This window comes from Veillonella parvula, assembly GCF_002005185.1.
GTDB lineage: Bacteria > Bacillota > Negativicutes > Veillonellales > Veillonellaceae > Veillonella > Veillonella parvula_M.
The window spans coordinates 963,259-985,114 of the sequence record NZ_CP019721.1 but is presented as its reverse complement, the minus strand read 5'-3'; the positions used below and the strand labels follow the sequence as shown (position 1 = coordinate 985,114).

Annotated in this window: 20 protein-coding genes; 2 read left to right on the top strand and 18 right to left on the bottom strand. The window is 40.1% G+C overall.

Annotated features, from left to right (window positions below):
- Positions 1-40 precede the first annotated feature (40 nt).
- The 4 genes from B1A77_RS04355 to glmS form a co-directional block, all read right to left on the bottom strand.
- A complete protein-coding gene (locus tag B1A77_RS04355) occupies positions 41-853 on the bottom strand; it encodes an amino acid ABC transporter substrate-binding protein (protein ID WP_004693860.1) in 813 nt (270 codons plus the stop codon).
- A 259-nt stretch (positions 854-1,112) separates the two neighbouring features.
- Positions 1,113-1,589, bottom strand: a complete 477-nt coding sequence (locus B1A77_RS04350; protein ID WP_077708070.1) for a hypothetical protein — start codon at positions 1,587-1,589, stop codon at positions 1,113-1,115.
- Positions 1,590-1,625: 36 nt separating this feature from the next.
- Positions 1,626-2,612 carry a tryptophan--tRNA ligase gene (gene trpS, locus B1A77_RS04345; protein ID WP_077708069.1) on the bottom strand — a complete coding sequence of 329 codons (987 nt, stop codon included), beginning with the start codon at positions 2,610-2,612 and terminating at the stop codon, positions 1,626-1,628.
- A 58-nt stretch (positions 2,613-2,670) separates the two neighbouring features.
- Positions 2,671-4,503: a glutamine--fructose-6-phosphate transaminase (isomerizing) gene (glmS, locus tag B1A77_RS04340; RefSeq protein WP_077708068.1), complete on the bottom strand. Its 1,833-nt coding sequence runs from the start codon at positions 4,501-4,503 to the stop codon at positions 2,671-2,673.
- Between the two features lie 524 nt (positions 4,504-5,027).
- Between glmS and B1A77_RS04335 the strand changes: the two genes are divergently transcribed.
- Positions 5,028-6,548 carry a superantigen-like protein SSL4 gene (locus B1A77_RS04335; RefSeq protein ID WP_077708067.1) on the top strand — a complete coding sequence of 507 codons (1,521 nt, stop codon included), beginning with the start codon at positions 5,028-5,030 and terminating at the stop codon, positions 6,546-6,548.
- 119 nt (positions 6,549-6,667) lie between these two features.
- On the opposite strand, the gene B1A77_RS04330 is transcribed toward B1A77_RS04335, so the two are convergent.
- The 13 genes from B1A77_RS04330 to B1A77_RS04270 all read right to left on the bottom strand — a co-directional run bounded on the left by B1A77_RS04330 (position 6,668) and on the right by B1A77_RS04270 (position 20,018).
- Positions 6,668-7,690, bottom strand: a complete 1,023-nt coding sequence (locus B1A77_RS04330; RefSeq protein ID WP_077708066.1) for a tetratricopeptide repeat protein — start codon at positions 7,688-7,690, stop codon at positions 6,668-6,670.
- 235 nt (positions 7,691-7,925) lie between these two features.
- On the bottom strand, positions 7,926-9,278 hold the full coding sequence (glmM, locus tag B1A77_RS04325) for a phosphoglucosamine mutase (protein WP_077708065.1): 1,353 nt from the start codon (positions 9,276-9,278) through the stop codon (positions 7,926-7,928).
- Positions 9,279-9,464: 186 nt separating this feature from the next.
- Positions 9,465-11,063, bottom strand: a complete 1,599-nt coding sequence (locus B1A77_RS04320) for an NAD(P)/FAD-dependent oxidoreductase (protein WP_077708064.1) — start codon at positions 11,061-11,063, stop codon at positions 9,465-9,467.
- Positions 11,064-11,279: 216 nt separating this feature from the next.
- Positions 11,280-12,206: a CdaR family protein gene (locus B1A77_RS04315; RefSeq protein ID WP_077708063.1), complete on the bottom strand. Its 927-nt coding sequence runs from the start codon at positions 12,204-12,206 to the stop codon at positions 11,280-11,282.
- Positions 12,203-13,015, bottom strand: coding sequence for a diadenylate cyclase CdaA (gene cdaA / locus B1A77_RS04310; protein ID WP_004697909.1), 813 nt, complete (start codon positions 13,013-13,015; stop codon positions 12,203-12,205). Before cdaA ends, B1A77_RS04315 begins: the two co-directional genes overlap by 4 nt.
- A 117-nt stretch (positions 13,016-13,132) precedes the next feature.
- Positions 13,133-13,447, bottom strand: coding sequence for an XdhC family protein (locus B1A77_RS04305; protein WP_004693881.1), 315 nt, complete (start codon positions 13,445-13,447; stop codon positions 13,133-13,135).
- Entirely contained in the window at positions 13,437-14,165 is a 729-nt protein-coding gene (locus B1A77_RS04300; RefSeq protein ID WP_004697774.1) for an XdhC family protein, read from the bottom strand. The genes B1A77_RS04305 and B1A77_RS04300 overlap by 11 nt, the downstream gene beginning before the upstream one ends.
- Positions 14,149-14,961: a selenium-dependent molybdenum cofactor biosynthesis protein YqeB gene (gene yqeB, locus B1A77_RS04295; protein WP_077708062.1), complete on the bottom strand. Its 813-nt coding sequence runs from the start codon at positions 14,959-14,961 to the stop codon at positions 14,149-14,151. Before yqeB ends, B1A77_RS04300 begins: the two co-directional genes overlap by 17 nt.
- Positions 14,958-15,680, bottom strand: coding sequence for a nucleotidyltransferase family protein (locus tag B1A77_RS04290; RefSeq protein ID WP_077708061.1), 723 nt, complete (start codon positions 15,678-15,680; stop codon positions 14,958-14,960). Before B1A77_RS04290 ends, yqeB begins: the two co-directional genes overlap by 4 nt.
- 6 nt (positions 15,681-15,686) lie before the next feature.
- Positions 15,687-16,445 carry a selenium cofactor biosynthesis protein YqeC gene (gene yqeC, locus B1A77_RS04285; protein ID WP_077708060.1) on the bottom strand — a complete coding sequence of 253 codons (759 nt, stop codon included), beginning with the start codon at positions 16,443-16,445 and terminating at the stop codon, positions 15,687-15,689.
- Positions 16,446-16,486: 41 nt separating this feature from the next.
- Entirely contained in the window at positions 16,487-18,784 is a 2,298-nt protein-coding gene (locus tag B1A77_RS04280; protein WP_077708059.1) for a xanthine dehydrogenase family protein molybdopterin-binding subunit, read from the bottom strand.
- Positions 18,784-19,236, bottom strand: a complete 453-nt coding sequence (locus tag B1A77_RS04275) for a (2Fe-2S)-binding protein (protein WP_004693892.1) — start codon at positions 19,234-19,236, stop codon at positions 18,784-18,786. Before B1A77_RS04275 ends, B1A77_RS04280 begins: the two co-directional genes overlap by 1 nt.
- The gene (locus tag B1A77_RS04270) at positions 19,236-20,018 is read right to left on the bottom strand and encodes an FAD binding domain-containing protein (RefSeq protein WP_004693894.1); all 783 of its coding nucleotides are present in this window, start codon (positions 20,016-20,018) and stop codon (positions 19,236-19,238) included. Before B1A77_RS04270 ends, B1A77_RS04275 begins: the two co-directional genes overlap by 1 nt.
- Positions 20,019-20,173: 155 nt before the next feature.
- On the opposite strand from B1A77_RS04270, the gene B1A77_RS04265 reads away from it, so the two are divergent.
- Positions 20,174-21,058 carry an epoxyqueuosine reductase gene (locus B1A77_RS04265; RefSeq protein ID WP_004693896.1) on the top strand — a complete coding sequence of 295 codons (885 nt, stop codon included), beginning with the start codon at positions 20,174-20,176 and terminating at the stop codon, positions 21,056-21,058.
- Positions 21,059-21,252: 194 nt separating this feature from the next.
- Here B1A77_RS04265 and yfbR read toward each other — a convergent pair whose 3' ends face one another.
- Positions 21,253-21,843, bottom strand: a complete 591-nt coding sequence (yfbR, locus tag B1A77_RS04260) for a 5'-deoxynucleotidase (protein WP_004693898.1) — start codon at positions 21,841-21,843, stop codon at positions 21,253-21,255.
- Positions 21,844-21,856 lie beyond the last annotated feature (13 nt).

Here is a 21,856-nt window from a genome sequence, read left to right as displayed (position 1 = left end):
ACCTACTGACCATAGTACTATTAGTATATCACGAATTGTACTATTTAGCATCGCTCTTATCTAAGTCTGCGCCTGAGCCTAACCATTTTTCAGCAATTTTATCAGCAGTACCGTCTTTTTTCATTTCAGCTAAGATACCATTAATTTTGTCACGCAAAGCAGTATCATCTTTACGGAAGCCAACAGCGAAATTATCAACACCGTAGTCAGTACCTTCTACGATTTTGTATTTACCAGGTTCTTTTGTCATAAGATAACGAGCGATTACACCGTCAGCAATAACCGCATCAACACGACCAATACCAAGATCCATGAAGGCACTTACAAAATCCGCATAGGATTTTGTTTCTTTAACAGTCTTACCGCTTGGATCGTTTTGCAATGCTGCTTCACCAGTACTAGCTTGTTGCACGCCTACTACCTTACCAGCTAAATCGGCTTTACCTTTAATGGAATCATCGTCATTACGAACAATGACATATTGTTTATCCTTCATATATGTATTGGAGAACAAAATATTTTTCTCGCGCTCAGGAGAAACTGTTAAGCCATTCCACAACGCATCAATTTTTTTAGATTTTAGTTCCGCTTCTTTACTAGACCAGTCGATAGCTTTGAACTCTACATCCATGCCAGCACGTTTAGCTGCTTCTTTAGCCATGTCGATATCAAAGCCAACGATTTCACCTTTTTCATCTTTAAAGCCCATTGGAGGGAAACTATCATCTAAACCGATAACAACTTTCTTAGGCAATTCTGTATTAGCTTTTTTAGCGTCACCACCACAACCTGTTACAAATGCCATCATAGACACGGCTGCAAGGCCAACGGCCATCATCTTTTTCCAATTCATAACTATCCTCCACGGCGATTATCGCCCATTTACTACTTAATAATATGTTCAATACAGATTTAGATTCTGTACTTAATGATTGTATTATACTTTAGTTCATTAAAGTTGTAAATAGTTAATTCGATGAATTTTGCATTTTTTATTTTACAGACTCTCCACATATATAGTTTATGATTCTAGATTCATTTGCTTTATGTTTCTGTAGTCCTATATTTATATTTCTGTATGCCTATATTGTATGACGCTACGTACTTATACTTTATGACTGCGTATGTTTATGAATGGCCTCAATCATCGCCATTTTATCCTTGTACGCCACCTGATGCAGATCAAGTGGTATCACATAGATCCCACCATGACCATTCATTGCTTGCAACTCACGCCATTCCTCGGTGAATCCAATAATATGCTCATAATCAACAAAGACGAAATATTCATCCCCATAGAATAAACTGTGAAAGTATTCTTTCACAGAAAAAGGCCTACGTTTTAACACGAGGCCCTTTTCACAGATAAAAGCTTGACTTTCACCTAATCTATGAAGGGTCCATAATATCACGAGCAACAACAGATAATACCATACACGTTCCGCCCAGTCTGAGGGCATATATTTTACAATCAACGCACACACAACTAGGCCGATGATGCGACCGGTCCACTGTATACCGCGATGTATTTCTAAGCTCTGTTGTACGGCACCTGATGAAAAGCGTTCCATCGCCTCTTGTTTCGTCATGGCTTACCTCACAAATTGAAAGTCTACTATATGATTTTATTTACGGCACAAGCCCATAGCTTGTTCTACCTTACGATACATTGCACTTGCTTTAGCATGCGCCTTAGCAGCCCCTTCATCAAGGATTACATCCAGTTCAGGGCTTGTAATCAATTCATTGTAACGTTGTTGAATTGGTTCAAGGGTTGCTACTAAAAGGTCGGCAATATCGGATTTGAACACGCCATAACCTTTGCCTGCGTACATTTCTTCGATAGCTTCGTAGCTATCTTTTGTAATAGCACGGTAGATTCCCATCAAGTTAGAGATGCCTGGTTTATTTTCTTTATCATAGCGAACTGCATTATCAGAATCAGTTTGAGCTCGTTTCAACTTTTTCACGATTAAATCTGGTGCATCCAAAAGACGGATTGTAGCATTTTGGTTATCATCAGATTTACTCATTTTCTTAGTTGGTTCTTGCAAGCTCATAACGCGAGCGCCACCTTCGCCGACCTTGATATCAGGTACTACAAAAGTTTCACCGAATCTACGGTTAAAACGCTCTGCTAAATTACGAGTCAACTCGAGATGTTGCTTTTGGTCTTCCCCTACAGGAACATAATTCGTACCATATAGCAAAATATCTGCCGCCATCAACGGTGGATACGTAAGCAATGCAGTTGGAATAGAATCCCCTTGCTTTTGAGACTTATCCTTGTACTGAGTCATACGCTCTAATTCGCCAACATAGCTAATAGATTGCATAACCCAACCGAGCTTAACATGCTCAGGTACTTCGGATTGAACAAACAATGTTACCTTTTTAGGGTCAAGGCCAACCGCAAGGTACAATGCAGCCAAATTACGAGTGTTTTGAAATAATTCTTTTGGATCTTGCGGTACCGTAATCGCATGTTGGTTAACGATACAATAGTAACATTCTTCAGTATCTTGATAATCTAAGAAATTACGTAAAGCCCCCAAATAGTTACCAAGTGTTAACTCCCCACTTGGTTGGATGCCGGAAAATATAACTGCCATAATAGTCTCCCTATATTGAAATAAACCAACAGTGCCAAAGCACTGTTGGTTATATATATTATTCTACGGTTACAGATTTAGCCAAGTTACGTGGTTTATCTACATCTGCGCCGCGTGTAATCGCTGCATAGTACGCTAATAATTGCAATGGTACAACTGCTAAGATTGGAGCGATGAATTTATTCGCACGAGGAACATAGATTGTATGGTCTACGTGTTTAGATAATTCTTCGTCACCTTTCATACCAATACCGATTACAATAGCTTCACGAGCTTTTACCTCTCGGATGTTGCTGATCATCTTATCGTACACATCCTCTTGTGTAGCCAATGCGATAACAGGTACGCCCTCTTCGATAAGAGCCAATGTACCATGTTTCAATTCGCCACCAGCATATGCTTCAGCGTGGATGTAAGAAATTTCTTTCAACTTCAAAGCACCTTCCATCGCTACTGCATAGTCGATAGCACGGCCCAAGAAGAATGCATCAGATTTGAAACCATAATGTTTAGCAAAGGCTTTCATATCTTCGTCTACTTCAAAGATTTCATGAATCAAGGATGGTAAGTTTTTAACGCCGCTAAGAATTTCTTCGGCTAAGGCTGGATTTAATTTACCATTTAATTGACCTAGGTATACGGCGAACAACAATCCCGCTACTAATTGAGTAGTATACGCTTTTGTGGACGCTACAGAAATTTCAGGGCCAGCCCATGTGTAAACTTTGTTATCTGCTTCACGAGAAATGCTGGAACCAACAACATTGGTAATGGCCAATGATTTGGCGCCAAGGCGTTTAGCTTCTTTCAAAGCCGCCAATGTATCGGATGTTTCACCAGATTGACTAATAACGATACATAATGTTTTATCATCAGTCAACGGGTTGCTGTAACGGTATTCAGATGCTATTTCCACATCAACTGGAATACGCGCCAAGTTTTCAATATATTGTTTTGTTACAAGACCTGCATGGTATGCAGTACCGCATGCAACGATGAGAATTTTATTGAAAGCTGCCACATCTTCAGCAGTCCAATTCAACTCATCAAAGATTGCTGTTTTACCATCTTCAGAGATATGTGTACCGAATGTATCGCGTACAGCCTTAGGTTGGTCATGAATTTCTTTCAACATGAAATGCTCATAACCACCTTTTTCTGCTGCTTCCGCATTCCAGTTTACATGGAATACTTCTTTATCAACAGGGTTACCTTCACGGTCAAATACGGATACATTATCGCGAGTAACGATAGCTAATTCACCATCGCTCAAGATGTATGTATCGCGTGTGTAGTTAATGATAGCTGGAATATCGGATGCTACAAAGTTTTCACCCTTGCCAAGGCCGATAACCAATGGGTTTTCTTTTTTAGTACAAATGATTTTATCCGGTTCATCGGCACAGATGATTTCGAGAGCATACGCACCATCAACACGAGCTAGCATGCGGCGTACTGTGCCCACGAAATCGCCATCGTACATATCCTCTAACAAATGAGCTACAACTTCTGTATCAGTTTCAGATTTGAAATGGTACCCTTTTGTAATAAGCTCTTCTTTTAAAGGCATGTAGTTTTCAATAATGCCGTTGTGTACAACAGCAAATTTACCATCTTCAGATGCATGAGGGTGGGCGTTCATGTCGGATGGACGACCATGTGTAGCCCAACGTGTATGACCAATACCTACAGTTCCCTCATTAGGATCTGCTTTCACAACTGCCTCAAGATTAGCAAGACGGCCAACCTTCTTTTGAATTTTAATTACATTTTCAGGGCCGATAACAGCAATACCTGCAGAGTCATAACCACGGTATTCTAACTTTGCCATACCGTCCAACAAGAAATCAGATGCTTGATTAAAGCCAATGTATCCTACGATACCGCACATACGTATATCCTCCTATAACTGGGGGTATTTCTAGCCCCAGCAAAAACTAAGGCTAACTAATTAATGTTCTAGATTAATATTCTATTTAATGTATTAAATATTAGTTCAATACAATTCATTCAGATATACTTTGTCCCCATCGTTACCGATGGGCTTTTTAATACCTGTTACGACATGAATATGCCGGAAGAGCATCCGCTGATGACTCGATCACTCTTCACCTCGTCTACCCTAACGACTGCCTTCGCGGGTACTTGCGCTATTCGCCTTTACGAATTCGGAATTCCTTTCTGTGATATATGGCAGAATCAGTACAAAATAAAATATGTACTGACGTATATTATACTAAAAAAATCGATAAAAAGTAAACCACCTCAGATAATTCAAAAGGAATAAAAAAGATTGTTTCTATGCTTCACATCCTTTTCATTGTAAGAAATTATACTTCTATCATTCTAAATTTTACGCAATTAGATTTTGTTGTATTTTCAAAATGTATGTATATAATTTGGGAGATATTAATCATGAATAAAACAACTATAAAGAAACAACATAAAACTAAAAAGAATAGCTTATCATATAGAAAATTACGTCGTTGGGTGTTACCTGCAGTCCTTGGTGCCGCTTTATCGACATTAGCAGTTATCCCAACATTAGCTGCAGAGACTCAAACTAATACCAACGTAGCAGTTGTAACCACAACAGAACAAACTAAAACAGTACCATCTGCACAAGGAAGCACACCTCCAAACGGCGCACCTCACGGCAAAGCACCTGCGGGTCAATCACCTACAGGCACGTCTAACCAAATGCCTCCAAATGAGACTCCACCTTCTGGTACTCCTAACGATATGCCTCCAACAGCTATGCAGAATGGAGCCCCTAATGGGATGACACCACAAGCTGATGTAGATCCTAGTACTTTCAAAGGCACAACTATCGTTACAGAAAACAAATCCATTGCACATGAGTTGATGACAAACACAACGGCCGATCAGAATGCTTTCATCGGTAAAAATAAAGCGGTAATTGATATTGAAAATAGCGTTTTCGACAAAACAGGCGACACTACAAGCGATGACAACAGCAATTTCCGCGGTCAAAATGCAGTAGTCCTCGGTATCGAGGGTAGCCAAATTAACATCAAAGGTAGCAATATTACATCTAATTCTAAAGGCTCTAACGCAGTCTTTGCCACTGGTGAAGGCTCTGTTATCAACGTAGAAAACACTAATATTCACACAAAAAGCGATTCCTCTCGTGGCTTAGATGCCACTTACAAAGGCACTGTAAATGGCAAAAATCTAACTATCACCACTGAAGGTGCTCATTCTGCCACACTTGCTACAGATCGCGGAGAAGGCACTATCAACGCAGAAGCAGCCAAACTTACGACATCTGGCGAAGGCAGCCCTGTTATCTACTCCACGGGTAATATTATAGTGAACAATGTCAACGGCATAGCGAATAACAGTGAAATTGGCGTCGTAGAAGGTAAGAACTCCATTACCCTTACAAACTCCAATGTAACAGGCTACAAAGATAATGGTTTCATGCTATATCAAAGCTTCTCTGGTGATGCTGAAAGCGGTATTGCTCGTCTGAAAGCAGAGAATAATACACTTACAACTCACGCTACGGGTGCGTTCCTCTATGTAAACAACACTACTGCTGAAGTAGACCTGTCTAACAATGCCATCTCTATGCCGAACACTTCTACCCTAGTGAAAGCAGCTGCCGACTCCCGTTGGGGAAAAACTGGTGAGAACGGCGGTCATCTTACACTCCGCACATCTAATCAAGAACTAAGCGGTAATATTATGGCTGATTCAATCAGTACCATCGCACTAGACATGACAAATGGATCTAGTCTTGTAGGCGCTGTAAACACAGACAATGCTGCTAAAGAAGTAACTGTGAAACTCAGCAAAGACTCCAATTGGATATTAACAGGCGACAGCTATGTAAAATCCTTGAACAACGAAGACACAACAGGTAGTAACATTCACTTAAATGGATACAAACTCGTTGTGGCTGATAAATAATAATAAAAGCACTACTTTGAATTATTCCAATCCAAAGTAGTGCTATTCTTTTTCAATCAAAACTATAAAACTTCAACTATATAAATATTCTTTAGCCCTATCACTATGAAGTTAGCGTATTATAAGTTATGAGTTAAACGGTCTATCAAATAGCATCCATATTCTGGCCATAGTTGCAATTCAATTATAGGTATAAAATTTTCATTTTTAATCTTATACACCAATATATCTAAATCTTCAATATCCTCTTCCCAACTTTTTATACAGTTTTGTTTTTCTTCTTCATTAGAGAAATCTTCATCTACTTTTGTTTCCTCAAGAGACAATATTAGTTCTTCTCTCTTTTCAGCAATTTCTTTCTTAAAATAATCATGCTGATTATTAAGCCAAAGAGCAAAGTAATACGGAGGTCCAGAAACAATACAATCTACTTTTGCCTTTTCACATTCCTCTAGAAATAAGGTATACTCACCTAATACATAATAAGCTTCATATACTTGAAAATCATGAATAATGTCAGAATCATAATATTTGTCTTTATATTGTTCATCCTGACCAAGCTTAATTTGTTTTAAACGATTCATCGCTTGATCTTTATAGCCCAAATACACATCACAATAAGCAATAGAGAGTAATAATCGCATTCTATTTGGGTAGTCTTTTAATAACTCTTCAAAAGTAGTCTTTGCTTTCTCATATTCCTTAAGCTCAAACAAACACACTGCATAGCCAAAGTTCATTTCATAATCATCGGATACTGTTGTTCCCTTTTCAAAGGTATGTAAACTTTTCTTTAATTCCTCTACAGAACCCTTCTCTCTATAAGCTGAAAAATGATATAAAGCCAACCCTCTGTAAGTCTCTATATATGGAGACTTTAATTTTACAGCTGCAGATAGATAGTTATATTCTTTTATATTCTCCTCATCGCTATAATAAAAAGCTAGATTGGTATAAACTTTAGCTTTTTCAACATCACTCAATTTATCTCTATATTTTTCTAAGAAGGCCTCTAATATAAGCTGTGAATTTCTTTCTCTCCTTGATTGTGACTCAGCATATGCAAGCTCACAAGCAGAATTTACACTATTTGGACACTCATTAAGGAGATTTCCAAGTTCCCGTTGATTTACAATCTTCATACGACACCTTAACTATTTACCAATAAGACTTAAACTATATAGCTATAATAACATATAGTGATGGTTCCATTCGGTAACCATCCTAAATAAATATAAAATAAATACCCTCCTATATATGTTCCTGCAGTGACTTTACGTAGGACGGAGCAAAGGGACATATATAGGAGGGTATACCTTTAATATAAAAGTTGTAGAATGGAACCAAACGGAATGGTATCAAACTACTCATCAAGAGTTATTCAGCTAACCCTTGTTCTCTACCGATAATATCAGCGATTTCTTCACATAATGATTGTAATGTTTCTTGGTCTGGACCTTCTGCCATAACGCGAATGAGTGGTTCTGTACCAGAGGCACGTACAAGTACGCGACCTTCGTCACCAAGTTCTCCTTCAGCTGTTACGATAGCAGCTTTGATGAGGTCATTGTCTTCCCAGCCAGTTTTTGTAGCTACACGAACATTTACAAGAACTTGTGGGTATTTTGTCATAATGCCGGCCAACTCAGAAAGAGGTTGCTTTTTCTCCTTCATAAGAGCTGCCACTTGAACAGCTGTTAACATGCCGTCACCAGTGGTGTTGTGATCTAAAAAGATTACGTGACCAGATTGTTCACCACCAACGGAAAGATTATGTTCACGCATATATTCCAATACATATCGATCACCAACAGCAGTAGAAACCGTTTTCATACCAAGTTCTTCTGCTGCTTTATGGAATCCGATATTACTCATAACGGTACCAACTATGGTATCACCTTTAAGTTTGCCTTCTTCTTTCAACTTAAGGGCGCATAGCAACATGATTTGATCACCATCGAGGACTTGACCTTTTTCATCAACCAATAAACAGCGGTCAGCATCGCCATCATTAGCAATACCAAGGTCTGCATTATGTTGTTGCACAGCCACTTGCAAGCCTTCAATATGCGTGGAACCACAGTGATGATTAATGTTCAAGCCATCTGGATTTACATTAATATTGATGACTTTTGCCCCTAGTCCAGACAAAATTTCTGGACCTACACTGGACGCAGCACCATTGGCGCCATCATAAACGATAGTCAACCCTTCAAGAGACGTATCGATTGTGTGACGTACAAAATGAGCATAGAGATGAGCCAAGTTACTGTTGAACTCAATTTTACCAATACCATCACCGGTAGGACGAGCCAATTCATTATCTGCGCTTTGACGAACATATTTTTCTAATTCATCTTCCACTTCATCAGGTAATTTATAGCCATTACCATCAAAGAATTTAATGCCATTATCTGGATATGGATTGTGAGATGCAGAAATAACAGCACCCGCATCAAAACCTTGTTGCCGTACAAGGTACGCTACTGCTGGAGTTGGAATAACGCCTGCAATTACTACATTACCACCAACAGAGCAAATGCCCGCCGCTAATGCACTTTCAAGCATAGAACCAGAAATTCGCGTATCGCGACCAATCAAGAACGTAGGATGATCCTTTTTCTTACCAAAATGCGTTCCTGCCGCACGACCTAAATGATAGGCTAATTCCGGCGTTAAAAACTCATTAACAACACCACGTACACCATCTGTACCAAATAAACGAGCCATAATTATCCTCCTCTAAGGATTTGTGAAAGTTTCACAAGTCTATATATCTACCGTGTGTATCTTTTCAATAATTACTGTTGTGTATTATATCATAATATAGAAAGCATACCTACTATAAAGTCACATCTATATTACATAAATAGTATGAATCTATACTGTAATTCAATTCATCAGTATAATTCCCCATTAATTAGGTTTTGCATATTTTGCCATACATAAAATGGCCGTTTCCGCACCATCAAGGGCAGCACTCATAATTCCCCCTGCATAGCCAGCCCCCTCACCCATAGGATAAAAACCTCCTACAGTAGGAGAAATGCGTTCTTCATTGCGTCCCATACGAAGCGGTGCAGAGGTACGCGTTTCAACACCTGTCATACACACCGCAGGATCATCAAATCCTCGGATGCGACGCCCCCAGTATGGCAAGGCCCGCTCTAATACGGATGTGACGAATGATGGCAAGCAATCATGTAAATCGCAATTTACAACACCTGGCTCGTAGCTATATATACTATTTTGTACGCTAGGTGCTTGTGAAAGTCCTAAAAACTGTCCTACAGTTTGTGCAGGTGCATGGAAGTTAGAACCGCCCAACTCATAGGCCTTGCGTTCCCATTCTCGTTGAAATGCGACGCCATCTAAAGGATGAGTACCAAAGTCATCTGGACCTACGTTGACTACGATAGCACTATTAGCAACACCGCTATCCCGAGCGTATAAACTCATGCCATTTACGACAACGCCACCATCTTCAGAGGCAGATGCTACTACTTGACCTCCTGGGCACATACAGAAGCTATATGCAGTACGACCTGATTCTTTATCGTGGTATACGAGAGAATATTCTGCTGCACCGAGGCCCAAACTAGATGGTTCTACACCATATTGGGACTCATCAATTACAGCCTGATCATGCTCAATACGAACACCGATAGCAAATGGTTTTGCCGTCATTTCCACATTGCGTTTATAAAGCATTTCATATGTATCACGTGCACTATGGCCTACACCAGACAAAACAACAGTCGTATCAATACGCTCACTACCATTAACTTCAACGCCTACGATACGGTCATTTTCAATAAACAAATCCGTTACCTTTGAACCAAAGCGAACTTCACCGCCCCATTCGATGATGCGCTCACGCATGGCTTTTACCATGGTACGCAATTTATCAGTACCTACATGAGGTTTATGTTTATATAAGATTTCTTCAGGCGCACCAAACTCTACAAAGTATTTAGATATTTCATGTAAACGCGGATGAGTAATGCGAGTTGTCAACTTACCATCGGAAAAAGTTCCTGCGCCACCTTCCCCAAATTGTACGTTGGACTCAGGCTTAAATATGCCCTTTTTCCAAAATGTCTCTACATCATGACTACGTGTATCTACATCTTGACCGCGTTCAAGCACGATTGGGCGATAGCCTTCACGAGCTAAGTAAAAGGCTGCCAGCATCCCCGCAGGGCCAAAGCCCATAACAACAGGACGATGTGCTAAGGGTACAGACCCCAAAACGATAGGTTCTGGATCTTCTGCAGCAAATATAGATACATCCTTTTCTTTACCAAGTTTTTTCATGACTTGAGCTTCATTATGAACCTCAATGAATAGGGTATATACAAAAACAATGTTTGGCTTCTTACGGGCATCTACGGCACGTCGAACAACATGAATCGTTTCGATAGCACCACGTAACGGGGGATATCTCTTTTCTACAATACTTTTGATATCCGACTTAACCGTAACAGCCACGCGGAGATTTATTATTCTAATCATATCTTTCCTATTAAAGCCTCCCTTTTAGGTGAGCCTACTTCTTTAATCTTTGACCAAAATTCTTTACCACTTGACCAGTAAAAAAATAGTCATACATCTTTATTATACAACACTACTATAAAAGCTAATATATAAATCATAAAAAGGCCCTAATAGAGAAATATTCGCTCTATTAGGGTCTTTGTCGCAAGATTTCAAAGCCTCACAAAAAACTTATCATCCATTAAGTACTTTCTTTTGTATTTCTACTTTCACCCGTACCGTTGTAGTATTGCTATTAACTCCATTCGGTAATACTAAATTATAGTTACCCTGTACAGTTTCAGTAGCACCCGATACATCGATAGGTTCCGTTTGTATTTCTGTAACGGAATCAATCATTTCTTCACGACCTGTAACTGTTAATTGCGTTGGTGTAGCAGACGTGGATTTAACTTCATAACCTTCTGCTACTGTACCAACAGTCGGAACAGTAATAGGAACCGCCTTTTCTTTACGTAATAAGTTAAGTTCATATTGTGCTTGGCCTTGGTTTGGATTAATATGTACATCCAGTACATTACCTGCCGTATCCCAAGCTTCTAAAGTACTAACAGCGCTAAAGTTCTTCGTTTGACCAGCCACATTGACTTTCATCACAACCTTGCTCACTGCATTAACTTGTTGCTTACGACCAGAAACAGTTACCTCTTTCGGCACAATCGTTACCGATTTCAAAGCAATATCATCAGAGAACTTGCCGATTGGAACTATTTCAACAGGAATCGTTTTCTCTGCATATTCATCAACATTGATGGTGATGGTATCTGGTTTAACCTCTACAAGATTCATTCCTGCAGGAGGCGTAAAATTAATAGTTACATTATTTTGACCTGGTTTTACACCAGATGCATCAATATAAGCCCGTAAATTATCTGATTTCATAGACATAATGGTATCACGTGGGCCAGCCAGAACAACACGGACCACATCTGGTGCATCTTCTATGATATAGCCAGAATTGAGATTTTGAACCTGTACAGGTATTATGTAGGTTACTTCCATCACAGGGTTCTGATCGCGCATAATAAAGAACCACATGACGATAGCTGCTAACAAGGATAATAATTTAGCAGGCCAATTGCGTTTCAAATGAATCATCATTTATTTGCCCTCCATTTCCACATACTAGTAATGGTTTGACGAGGGCGTTCCATAAAGGTACGCAATGCCTCTTTAATTTGATCCTCTGGTAAATGGCGATAAATATGACCGCCATATGTATAAGAAATGGTCCCTGTTTCCTCACTAACAACGACTACGACAGCGTCAGTTTGCTCAGACAAGCCAATAGCTGCACGGTGACGTGTACCTAGTTCAGTACTCAATGTGCGGTCCTCAGTCAACGGTAACAAACAGCCCGCTGCACGAATTCGCCCATCACGAATAATCAAGGCCCCATCATGAAGCGGTGTACTAGGAACAAAGATATTTTTAATCAACTCGCGGCTCAATACAGCATCGATAAGAATACCAGTATCTACAAAGTCATTGAGACCTACTTCACGTTCAAAAACGATAAGTGCCCCCGTATGTTCGCGAGACATAACGCGAGCCGCAGCCATCACTTCATTAATGGCCATATCCATTTCTTCTTCGTTTACATTTTGTGCCTTGCTGAAGATTCGTCCACGCCCCAATTGTTCTAGAGCACGACGCAATTCTGGTTGGAATACAACGGGTAACGCAAAGAGAAGAACGGTCATACTTTGTTGCAAAATCCAGTTGATAACGTATAGATTTAACAGATGACTCAATAAATTTAAAATTGCCAACATAACGAGACCTTTTAAAAGAGAAACGGCCCGTGTATCTTTAAGCAATTTATATAAATAGTAAATACCAATAGCAACGATTATGATATCAACGATATCAAGAAGCCTAAAGGTATGTATAAGTGCGTCAATATGCATAAAAATAGCTCCTTATACAAAATAATAAGGTACAATCAATTCTTTGACTGTACCTTATATTTTAACTCATTTTGAGAGTACTGTAAATTTATAAACAAACGCTGAATGAGATTTTTATTAGATGTTTTGTGTTTCAATCCAAACATCCATTTGGCCCCCACAAACCATGCCTTCTTTAACAGCTACGTCATCATCGAGATGAACATCGATACGACGGTGAGCTTCTTTTTTATTCAAAGAGTCCACCGCACTTAGGCGGATTTCATTTTCCGCACGGCCACCGCCGATAGTACCAAAAATAGATCCATCAGGAAATACAACCATAGATGTACCAGCTTTACGAGGTGTGGATCCACAGGTATATAAAATAGTGGCTACTGCTAAGGTTTCGTTTTTACGTTCACTAAGGTATTCAATAAACTCACGATTCATGGATCACTCTACCTTTCCGCAATGAGCCGCCTTTTTTACCACGCACCACTGCCAAATATTCACTAACGATAGATAATGCAATTTCCTCAGGCGTTTGAGCTCCTAAATCTAGACCAATAGGCGCATATACCATATCTAACTCATCTTGAGTCCATCCTTGCTCACGCAACACTTCAAAAGCATGATGGATGCGTTTTTGGCTGCCCATAACGCCCATATAGGTAGGCAAGTACCCTCGTAATTGTTCTAAGCATATATTATCGTACTCATGAGCACGTGTCACAATGATAAAACCAGTATATTCATCAAGAGGTAAATCGTTCTTGAAGTTTTCTAAAGGTAAGCACTTACGTGTAACACGTTCATCAAAGAATTCAGGCACTACATATTCTGGACGGTCATCTACGACTGTAACGCGACAGCCAATAAACAACAGCAAATCTGTAATAGCTCGGCTAACATGACCTGCACCTAATACGAGAACTGACGGATCATTTTCTACAGGTTGTACGAAACACTCCATTTCGCCTACCATACAGAGAGAATTTAGTTTTGCTTTATCTACAGTAAATCCTTCAATAGGAGTTCCGTATAGAACCCTTCCATCTTCAGCATAAATAGTCTTATCCCCTTGACGAGGACCGGATAGAACAGTAACCATCACAGTAGTTTCAGTAACCTGTAGACGATCTTTCATCACATCATAAATTGTTTCCATCTAGATTCCTTTCATAATCCCAAGCGGTAACAGCCTCTAATACACCTCCACCGACAGCAAGGGATTTATCTGAAATACTATAGCAATGAGACTCTTCACAACGAGCATCCACATCAGCCAACTTAAAATGATCTGATACGATAAGCCCACTTTTTAAAATGCCTCGTAGAATACCTGTAATTTTTGCTCTTACTGGTTCTTCATCAACATAACCAATTACTTCATTAGCTTGTACAGAATCCCCAATATGACGTTTTGCTGTAAATAGTCCAGCCTTTGGAGAATGAATAACGCGCTCATGAGTGTAGCCACCTACATTTCCAGGGATACCTGTATTAGGTTGAGCTGGTCCATCATAGATACAGCGACCTAATGAATGACCACGCATCGTTTCAATGACCACATCTACATCTTCTCCAGCAGTAAATCCAGGGCCCACACCGATAACGAGATCTGCATCATCCCGTTTTGTACCAAGATTCTTTTTACTCAAAATAGCATCGACTACAATCTCTGGTTTTAAAGTGTCCAATAATTCCTCATATGAGCTAGTGACAACGGGGATGATTTCCTGTGCCAATGTATCCTTCACTTCACCAAGAGACACATGACGAGCAACAAAACGTTCCAAAATCATTTCTCCACGATGAACCGCATTACCGTAACATACTTCGCGGCGAATCATGGTAGGAATCGCTATTTCACTAATTACAACGGGATAGCCCGCCCGTCTCAATCTATATACAGCGCCGGAAGCAATGTCTCCGCCTCCACGCATGAGTACCAATGGTTTCATAATGCCTCACTTTCACGATGTTTCAAACGCTCAAAATCATCGGGTGTATCGATATCGTCGCCAATATCATCACTAATCCATAATTTCACGACATGGGCTTTACCATCACCATGAATAATGGTCTTCCCCCCTTGATCCCCTTGAATCTGTTGTAAATAATCAAACCAATGAGAACCAAAGAGAACGGGATTTCCCGAGTGATAATTTGCCCCATAATGTGGAACGACGATAGTTTTCGGATGAAAGTTTTCATTAAACGCACGAATGACCTCGTGTACAACAGCACTCGTCAGAAGTGGTTGATCTCCTACTGAACAGAGAATACCGTCTAGCGGTAAGGATGACGTATTCATCAAATGACGTACTCCCATCGCTATGGATACTCCTTGCCCTAGTTCAGGATGGTCATTTCGAATGGCTTCAAAACCATAGTTTGTGACAATTGGTTCTAATTTCTCATGATCATCACCAGTAACCGCCACAAAAGGTAGCTTACACGATACAGTAGAAGCCACCTGTCCACCCCATCCACCTTGAAGAGCCCCACAGACCGCATCTAGAACAGTCTTACCACGCCAGGGCAAGAGTTGCTTATTACATCCCATACGCTTGGATTGTCCTCCCACAAGGAGGACAATACCAATATGCAAAGGATGACGGTCTATGGGGTCTCTCATGGGACTAAAAGCGGTGTTACAATTTGCCTTCATAATAGTCATGAGTACCTACCGACATTGAATAATGCGACGGATTTCACAACTTGCTTTATATCCATCAGCCAAAATGATAGCCGTAATATCACTATCAACAATATGATCAATAAAATCATCGATAATGCGATGTTGCACTGTTTCATAACCAGTACAGAATAATATTTTCTTACCTTTACTGTATTGGAATAAACCTTGCCTATGCAAAACAAGATCAGCCAACATACGAGGAGTTACAATAGCCCCCATATCGCGTTTTACAATATCTTGAACAAGCTCGATATTATGTACGTGCTCATCATCTAATGGGGCCCCTAGCATTTGTAGATTCACGAGGCCAATCGTAGTCTTTGTAAGAGATGGAATGACAGGTTCAGTCGTCTTAGGTGCCTTGAGCCATTTTTCCTTCGCCCCATCTGCTTCTACAACAATTTGCCAATTAGGATGTAACTTAGATAAACCATCGATAAGATCACAATCTAAGGAGTCTACTTTTGTTCCTGTAATTCCAGCGAACCACGCACCACAATAGCCATGTAAAAGTCGGTCAGTACAATACTCATCAGCTTCATTAATATTACGAGTATAAATCAGTTCATAATGAGCCACCTGAGACTCATAAAGTCGAGTCGTAGTCGTAACTACGATAGGCTGACCTTTCAGCCGTCCATATTCTACTAGTTTTGAAAGCACAGTCGTTTTACCGCCTGCCCCAACAAGGGCAACGATTCCCGGCTGAATCAATCGATTCCAATAGGATGTTTGTGATGTCATAGAACCAGGCCTCCTTAGAAAGTAAAAGGAACTAGAAATCTCTATACTTTATATTTCTCGTCCATAGCCATAAATACCTTCTCAGGTGTCATAGGTAATGTACGAATATCCGCACCAACTGCATTTTTAATGGCATGTTGGATAGCAGGGCACCCCGTATTGATAACAACCTCACCAATAGATTTAGCTCCGAAGCCACCTGTAGGCTCGTAAGATTCTACAAAGTCTGTATGTAATTCACCAATATCCTGACGGGTTGGGATTTTATAAGACATAAGATTGTTTGTTTCTAAACGACCATTATTGGAATAGCGTACATCTTCATATAAAGCCATGCCAATAGCTTGTACCACACCACCCTCAACTTGAACGCGAGCCAATTTAGGGTTGATAACAGTACCGCAATCAACACAAGAATAGAAATGAAGAGGAATAACCTTACCTGTTTGTTTATCTACCTTCACCTCAGCAATAGATGCCATAAATGGAGGTGGGGATGTATGACTCCCCCATGTAGCAAAACCAGACAATTGCTCCGCATTAACACCAACTAATAATTTTGGTGCCAATTGATGGATATCCATTGTTTTAGCACCATCTTTTGTGGTAGCTACAACGCCGTCAAAGTCAACGTTTTCAACGTCAGTTTCAAAGAATTGAGCGAATTTAGCAATAATCTTAGTGCGCAATTCTTCTGCCGCCATCTTAGCAGCAGTACCTGTTACATAGGTTGTACTAGATGCGTAAGACCCTGGATCGAATGGTACGATATCTGTATCTGATTCAATAACAGTCATATATTCCATAGGACAGCCGATTACTTCACAGGCCATTTGAGTCAATACGGTATTAGACCCCATGCCCATATCAGAAGACCCAGTATACAATGTATAATTACCATCGTCACCAAGGCGAATTTCAACAGACGCCACATCGATATTCGCGACACCAGAGCCTTGTAATGCTAACGCCATGCCCAGTCCACCGCGATAACGCTCATCAATGTCCCAAGAATGAGGGCGTTCATCCCAACGAGCCATTTCTTTTACGCGATTTACAGTATCTTGGAAAAGACCAGAATCAAGATATTCATCTGGAGCATATACTAAGCTTTGTTCACCTTCCGCTATTAAGTTCTTCTGACGTAATTCAGCTGGATCAATCCCCATCTTATCAGCTAACTGGTTTACTGCACATTCTAATGGCCACAATGCTTCTGTTGCACCATACCCACGGAAAGCACCACCAGGAGTTTGGTTAGTATACACACCCTCTGTACCATAATGAACAGCAGTCGCTTTGTTGTACAACGGTACAGATTTATGTTCACCAGCCGTTGTAGTAGTGAAGCAATGAGTTGCATGTGCACCAGCGGCTGTGATGGAGTCCATATCAATAACTTTAATAATGCCATCTTTTGTAGCACCTACGCGGATTTTCCATTCACGAGCATGACGTGTAGTGGAGCAAGTTTGTGCTTCTGTACGATCGTATAAGAGATAACAAGGTTTTTTCAATGTCCACGCTACAAAGGCTGTCATAATTTCTGTACAAGCCGTTTGTTTAGAGCCGAAACCCCCGCCGATACGAGGCTTAATAACACGGACTTTTGTAGCCGGAATACCGAGTGCACGAGCGATGTGACGACGTACATGGAATACGATTTGCGTAGAGGATACGATAACTACACGACCTAGCGCATCTATATATCCAAAGCTTTGGAATGGTTCCATCGCTGTTTGGCGTGTGGCCTGGTCAAAATATGTACCTTCTGCCACGTAATCACATTTAGCAAGTTCTGCTTCCACATCTCCTACCCGTTTGTGATAGGATACGCAAATATTACGTTTGTAATCTTGACCTACAGGGATATTGTTATGAATATCATCTTCAGAATGTACTATAGTTTCATGATCGATAGCAGTGTGCATATCAAGTACAGGTTTCTGTACTTCGTATTCAACTTTGATAAGCGGCATTGCTTTAAGCGCTGTAGCTTCATCTTTTGCTACGATAAGAGCTACTTCGTCTCCAACATAGCGAACTACAGGGTCCAAAATGAGCGCATCATAAGCGGATGGCTCTGGATATGTTTGGCCTGCTAATGTGAATCGCGTATTAGGCACATCTTCATAAGTAAAAATAGCTTCTACGCCAGGAATCAATTTAGCTTTAGATGTATCAATAGATTTGATGCGCGCCTGAGCATGAGGGCTACGAAGAGCCTTAATAACGAGCGCATCTTTGGGAACAAAATCGCCAGTATAAGACGGTTTACCAGACAAAATACCTTTGGAGTCAACTTTGTCATAGGATTTTCCAATATGCTTATTCATCATTATAGGCCTCCTTCTAAGAATTTACGAACTCCTCGAAGTTGTGATTCATAACCAGTACAGCGACACAAGTTACCTATGAGGTATTCGCGAATCTCATCATCGCTAGCCTTTGGATTTTTGCGTTTCAAATTAATAGCACTCATCATCATGCCAGTTGTACAAAAACCACACTGATCTGCGCCTTCACTTGCGATACAAGCCGCTAATAATTCAGCTTCCTCTTGTAAGCCTTCTAATGTAGTAATTTTATGGCCTGGCGCACGAAATGTAGGGTATGCACAGGACAAAATAATTTCGTCATCCACCCATACAGTGCAAAGGCCACAGTTTGTAGTGTCACAGCCACAGCGGACACTGTAATAGCCAAGATTACGCAATGTATCTAGCAACATCTCATCAGTTGGCACATTAACGGTTACATTTTTGTTATTAATATTAAGTACGAGTTCCATTATTGTGCCACCTCCTTAGCTAAGCGTTGAACCATTGCTTTTACCATTTCCATGCGATATTCTTTGGACGCATGAGAGTTAGATTGATACACCAGTTCTTCAGATGCCAATTGACCTGCCTCTTTTGCGGCAGATAATCCTTTTTCTGAAAGCAAGGCACTTGCTTTAACAGCTAATTGAGGTACACCAGGTCTTGTACCGATATACAATTCAACCCCTTTTTCATCATGGCGAAGAGCACCTGTCAATAACGGGAAATCACCACGAGAAATGCGAAGGGCTTCAACAGCTACAGGTACATCTACCTTAGGGATGCGAATCTCCATGAGAATATCACGTTCTCTATATGCCATATAATCTTGCATGGACATACGACCGCCTTTGAAGGTAACGATGTCTGCATGCACTGCCAATAGCGCAGGGATGATATCAGAGAAGCCAAACTTACTTGCTACAGAACCGCCCATGGTAGCAGTATTTCTAAATTGAACGCCAAGAATCTCCTTAACGCCTTTAACTACGGCACCGCCGCAGAATTGTTGTAAAGGCTCAAAGCGTTCCACATCTCCTTGTGTCGCCATAGCGCCAATTACAAACTCCTTATCTTCTTCACGAACATAACGCAAATCAAGACTCGCCATATCAATCACTGATGGCCAAGTACGTCGTCCTAGACGCAGCCAACAGCCGCCTGCTAGCATAGGAGCAGTTTTGTTCTTTGTGGCTAATTCATAAGCCTCTTCCACCGTCTTCGGTTGTAATACTTTCATAAATGCTAACATAATCTGTCCTCTCAATGGTATACTAATACTAACAGAATTACGGTGCTAACTATAAAAATACAGTTCTCACCAAACTACAAACTTAACAAAAAACTATAAAATCTCGTGCATTTCTTATACTTTTATTTTACCAATTATTTACCACTAAATCTACGATGAAAGATATAAATTTACAGGAAATTTGCAAAGAATTACATATTTATGAATTTGGAATTGCCTCATGGCCACTACCTGAACAGGCCAAAACTATTTTATTTGAAAGCAATCCATGCCCCTTTACTACGGAAGATGTGGAGGCAAGACTACTAGGAACGACTCAGTTTATGCCCAAAAGTGCCATCGTTTGTCTATTCCCGTACCATGTACAACACAAAGGCCATGCCAATCTATCGCGCTATACATGGTCAACAGATTATCACCTGGTCATTAATGAATATTTAGAACGTCTTATTGAAAGATTACAAATAATTGATGACTCGGCTCAGTTCTCCATTCATTGTGACACCTCGCCTTTAGCAGATCGGTACATGGCCTACTTAGCAGGTCTCGGCTTTTACGGAAAGAACAACTGTTTTATCAGCCCTAAATGGGGTTCTTATGTCGTTATTGGTACGATTTTAACAACACTAGAACTCAAACCAAATGCCCCTCTTGAGCAGTCCTGTATAGGATGTAATCGTTGTATTACAGCATGCTTAGGCCAATGTTTGGGCCATGACGAATTTAAATTCGCGACTTGTAAAAGCTACTTAACTCAGAAAAAAGGAGAACTCACCGATGAAGAGGAGCAGATTCTCGCTAAAACACCACTCGTATTTGGTTGTGATGTGTGCCAAGAGGTGTGTCCTCACAACAAAGATATTCCAACTACGCCCATCCCAGAATTCCAACAGATAGAACCGTATATTAATATAGACGAACTAGAAACACTAACGAACAAAGAATTCAAAGCAAAATACGGTCATCGAGCCTTCTCGTGGCGAGGTAAAAAAATACTAATGAGAAATCAAGAGATTATAGATAGAAAAAGCAAACTATAATATTCAATAAGGCATAATAATTAACAAATACGCTTATAATAATTATTATTAAACAAACTAACAAAATTTGATAAAGCATTAGCAACATAATCTACAAATCTTTAAAATCAAAAAAAGACGGCCCAAATGAACTATACCTTCAAAATTGTGTCCAATTTTTGGGGTACAGTTCAAGAAGTCGTCTCTTTTAGTAGTTATTTAATTTCGTAATAGTTCAACTCATCCAAGCTTTTACCAAGAGCAGGTAGATATATTTCAAGAAACATATCTACCTCAGGCATATTTAGAGTTTTCAACTTGGCTAAGATAGAGTCATGTGCCTCTTTAAACTCATCATTTCCTGCCTTGAGCTCTTTGACGCATTTCATATAGGCTGAAATTGTATCGGCAGCCTTAACAATAGGCCATTCTGGACTAGCCTCTGCATCAACAAGTATAGGCTTATAAACAGATTGTAACCGGTCTGGCAAGGTTGATAGCATTTTTTCTTGCGCCAAAGTTTCAACCTCACCATACAGTTCACGCAACTTTGGATCAAAATACTTGATTGGTGTCGGCATATCTCCTGTAAAGATTTCACTCACCTCATGATACATGGCGATGACAGCTACCTTATTAATATCTACATTTCCACCGAAGTATTCATTTTTTATAGCTCCCAAATTGTGGGCTACCATAGCCACTTCAAGGCTATGTTCTTGAATATTTTCTATTTCCGTATTTCGCATGAGGCTCCATCGATTGATAAAGCGCATGCGTTTTAAAAATGCAAAAAATGAACTCATATATCCCCCATTA

What these genes read in the sequence shown, in the direction of transcription:
- B1A77_RS04320 (WP_077708064.1), bottom strand. Translation starts at nt 11,063, where the DNA reads ATGATTAGAATAATAAATCTCCGCGTGGCTGTTACGGTTAAGTCGGAT.
- B1A77_RS04355 (WP_004693860.1), bottom strand. Translation starts at nt 853, where the DNA reads ATGAATTGGAAAAAGATGATGGCCGTTGGCCTTGCAGCCGTGTCTATG.
- B1A77_RS04330 (WP_077708066.1), bottom strand. Translation starts at nt 7,690, where the DNA reads ATGAAGATTGTAAATCAACGGGAACTTGGAAATCTCCTTAATGAGTGT.
- B1A77_RS04275 (WP_004693892.1), bottom strand. Translation starts at nt 19,236, where the DNA reads ATGGAACTCGTACTTAATATTAATAACAAAAATGTAACCGTTAATGTG.
- glmS (WP_077708068.1), bottom strand. Translation starts at nt 4,503, where the DNA reads ATGTGCGGTATCGTAGGATACATTGGCTTTAATCAAGCATCTGATTTC.
- B1A77_RS04265 (WP_004693896.1), top strand. Translation starts at nt 20,174, where the DNA reads ATGAAAGATATAAATTTACAGGAAATTTGCAAAGAATTACATATTTAT.
- B1A77_RS04305 (WP_004693881.1), bottom strand. Translation starts at nt 13,447, where the DNA reads ATGAATCGTGAGTTTATTGAATACCTTAGTGAACGTAAAAACGAAACC.
- B1A77_RS04315 (WP_077708063.1), bottom strand. Translation starts at nt 12,206, where the DNA reads ATGATGATTCATTTGAAACGCAATTGGCCTGCTAAATTATTATCCTTG.
- glmM (WP_077708065.1), bottom strand. Translation starts at nt 9,278, where the DNA reads ATGGCTCGTTTATTTGGTACAGATGGTGTACGTGGTGTTGTTAATGAG.
- yqeB (WP_077708062.1), bottom strand. Translation starts at nt 14,961, where the DNA reads ATGAAACCATTGGTACTCATGCGTGGAGGCGGAGACATTGCTTCCGGC.
- yfbR (WP_004693898.1), bottom strand. Translation starts at nt 21,843, where the DNA reads ATGAGTTCATTTTTTGCATTTTTAAAACGCATGCGCTTTATCAATCGA.
- B1A77_RS04270 (WP_004693894.1), bottom strand. Translation starts at nt 20,018, where the DNA reads ATGTTAGCATTTATGAAAGTATTACAACCGAAGACGGTGGAAGAGGCT.
- yqeC (WP_077708060.1), bottom strand. Translation starts at nt 16,445, where the DNA reads ATGACATCACAAACATCCTATTGGAATCGATTGATTCAGCCGGGAATC.
- cdaA (WP_004697909.1), bottom strand. Translation starts at nt 13,015, where the DNA reads ATGCATATTGACGCACTTATACATACCTTTAGGCTTCTTGATATCGTT.
- trpS (WP_077708069.1), bottom strand. Translation starts at nt 2,612, where the DNA reads ATGGCAGTTATATTTTCCGGCATCCAACCAAGTGGGGAGTTAACACTT.
- B1A77_RS04350 (WP_077708070.1), bottom strand. Translation starts at nt 1,589, where the DNA reads ATGACGAAACAAGAGGCGATGGAACGCTTTTCATCAGGTGCCGTACAA.
- B1A77_RS04335 (WP_077708067.1), top strand. Translation starts at nt 5,028, where the DNA reads ATGAATAAAACAACTATAAAGAAACAACATAAAACTAAAAAGAATAGC.
- B1A77_RS04290 (WP_077708061.1), bottom strand. Translation starts at nt 15,680, where the DNA reads ATGACTATTATGAAGGCAAATTGTAACACCGCTTTTAGTCCCATGAGA.
- B1A77_RS04300 (WP_004697774.1), bottom strand. Translation starts at nt 14,165, where the DNA reads ATGGAAACAATTTATGATGTGATGAAAGATCGTCTACAGGTTACTGAA.
- B1A77_RS04280 (WP_077708059.1), bottom strand. Translation starts at nt 18,784, where the DNA reads ATGATGAATAAGCATATTGGAAAATCCTATGACAAAGTTGACTCCAAA.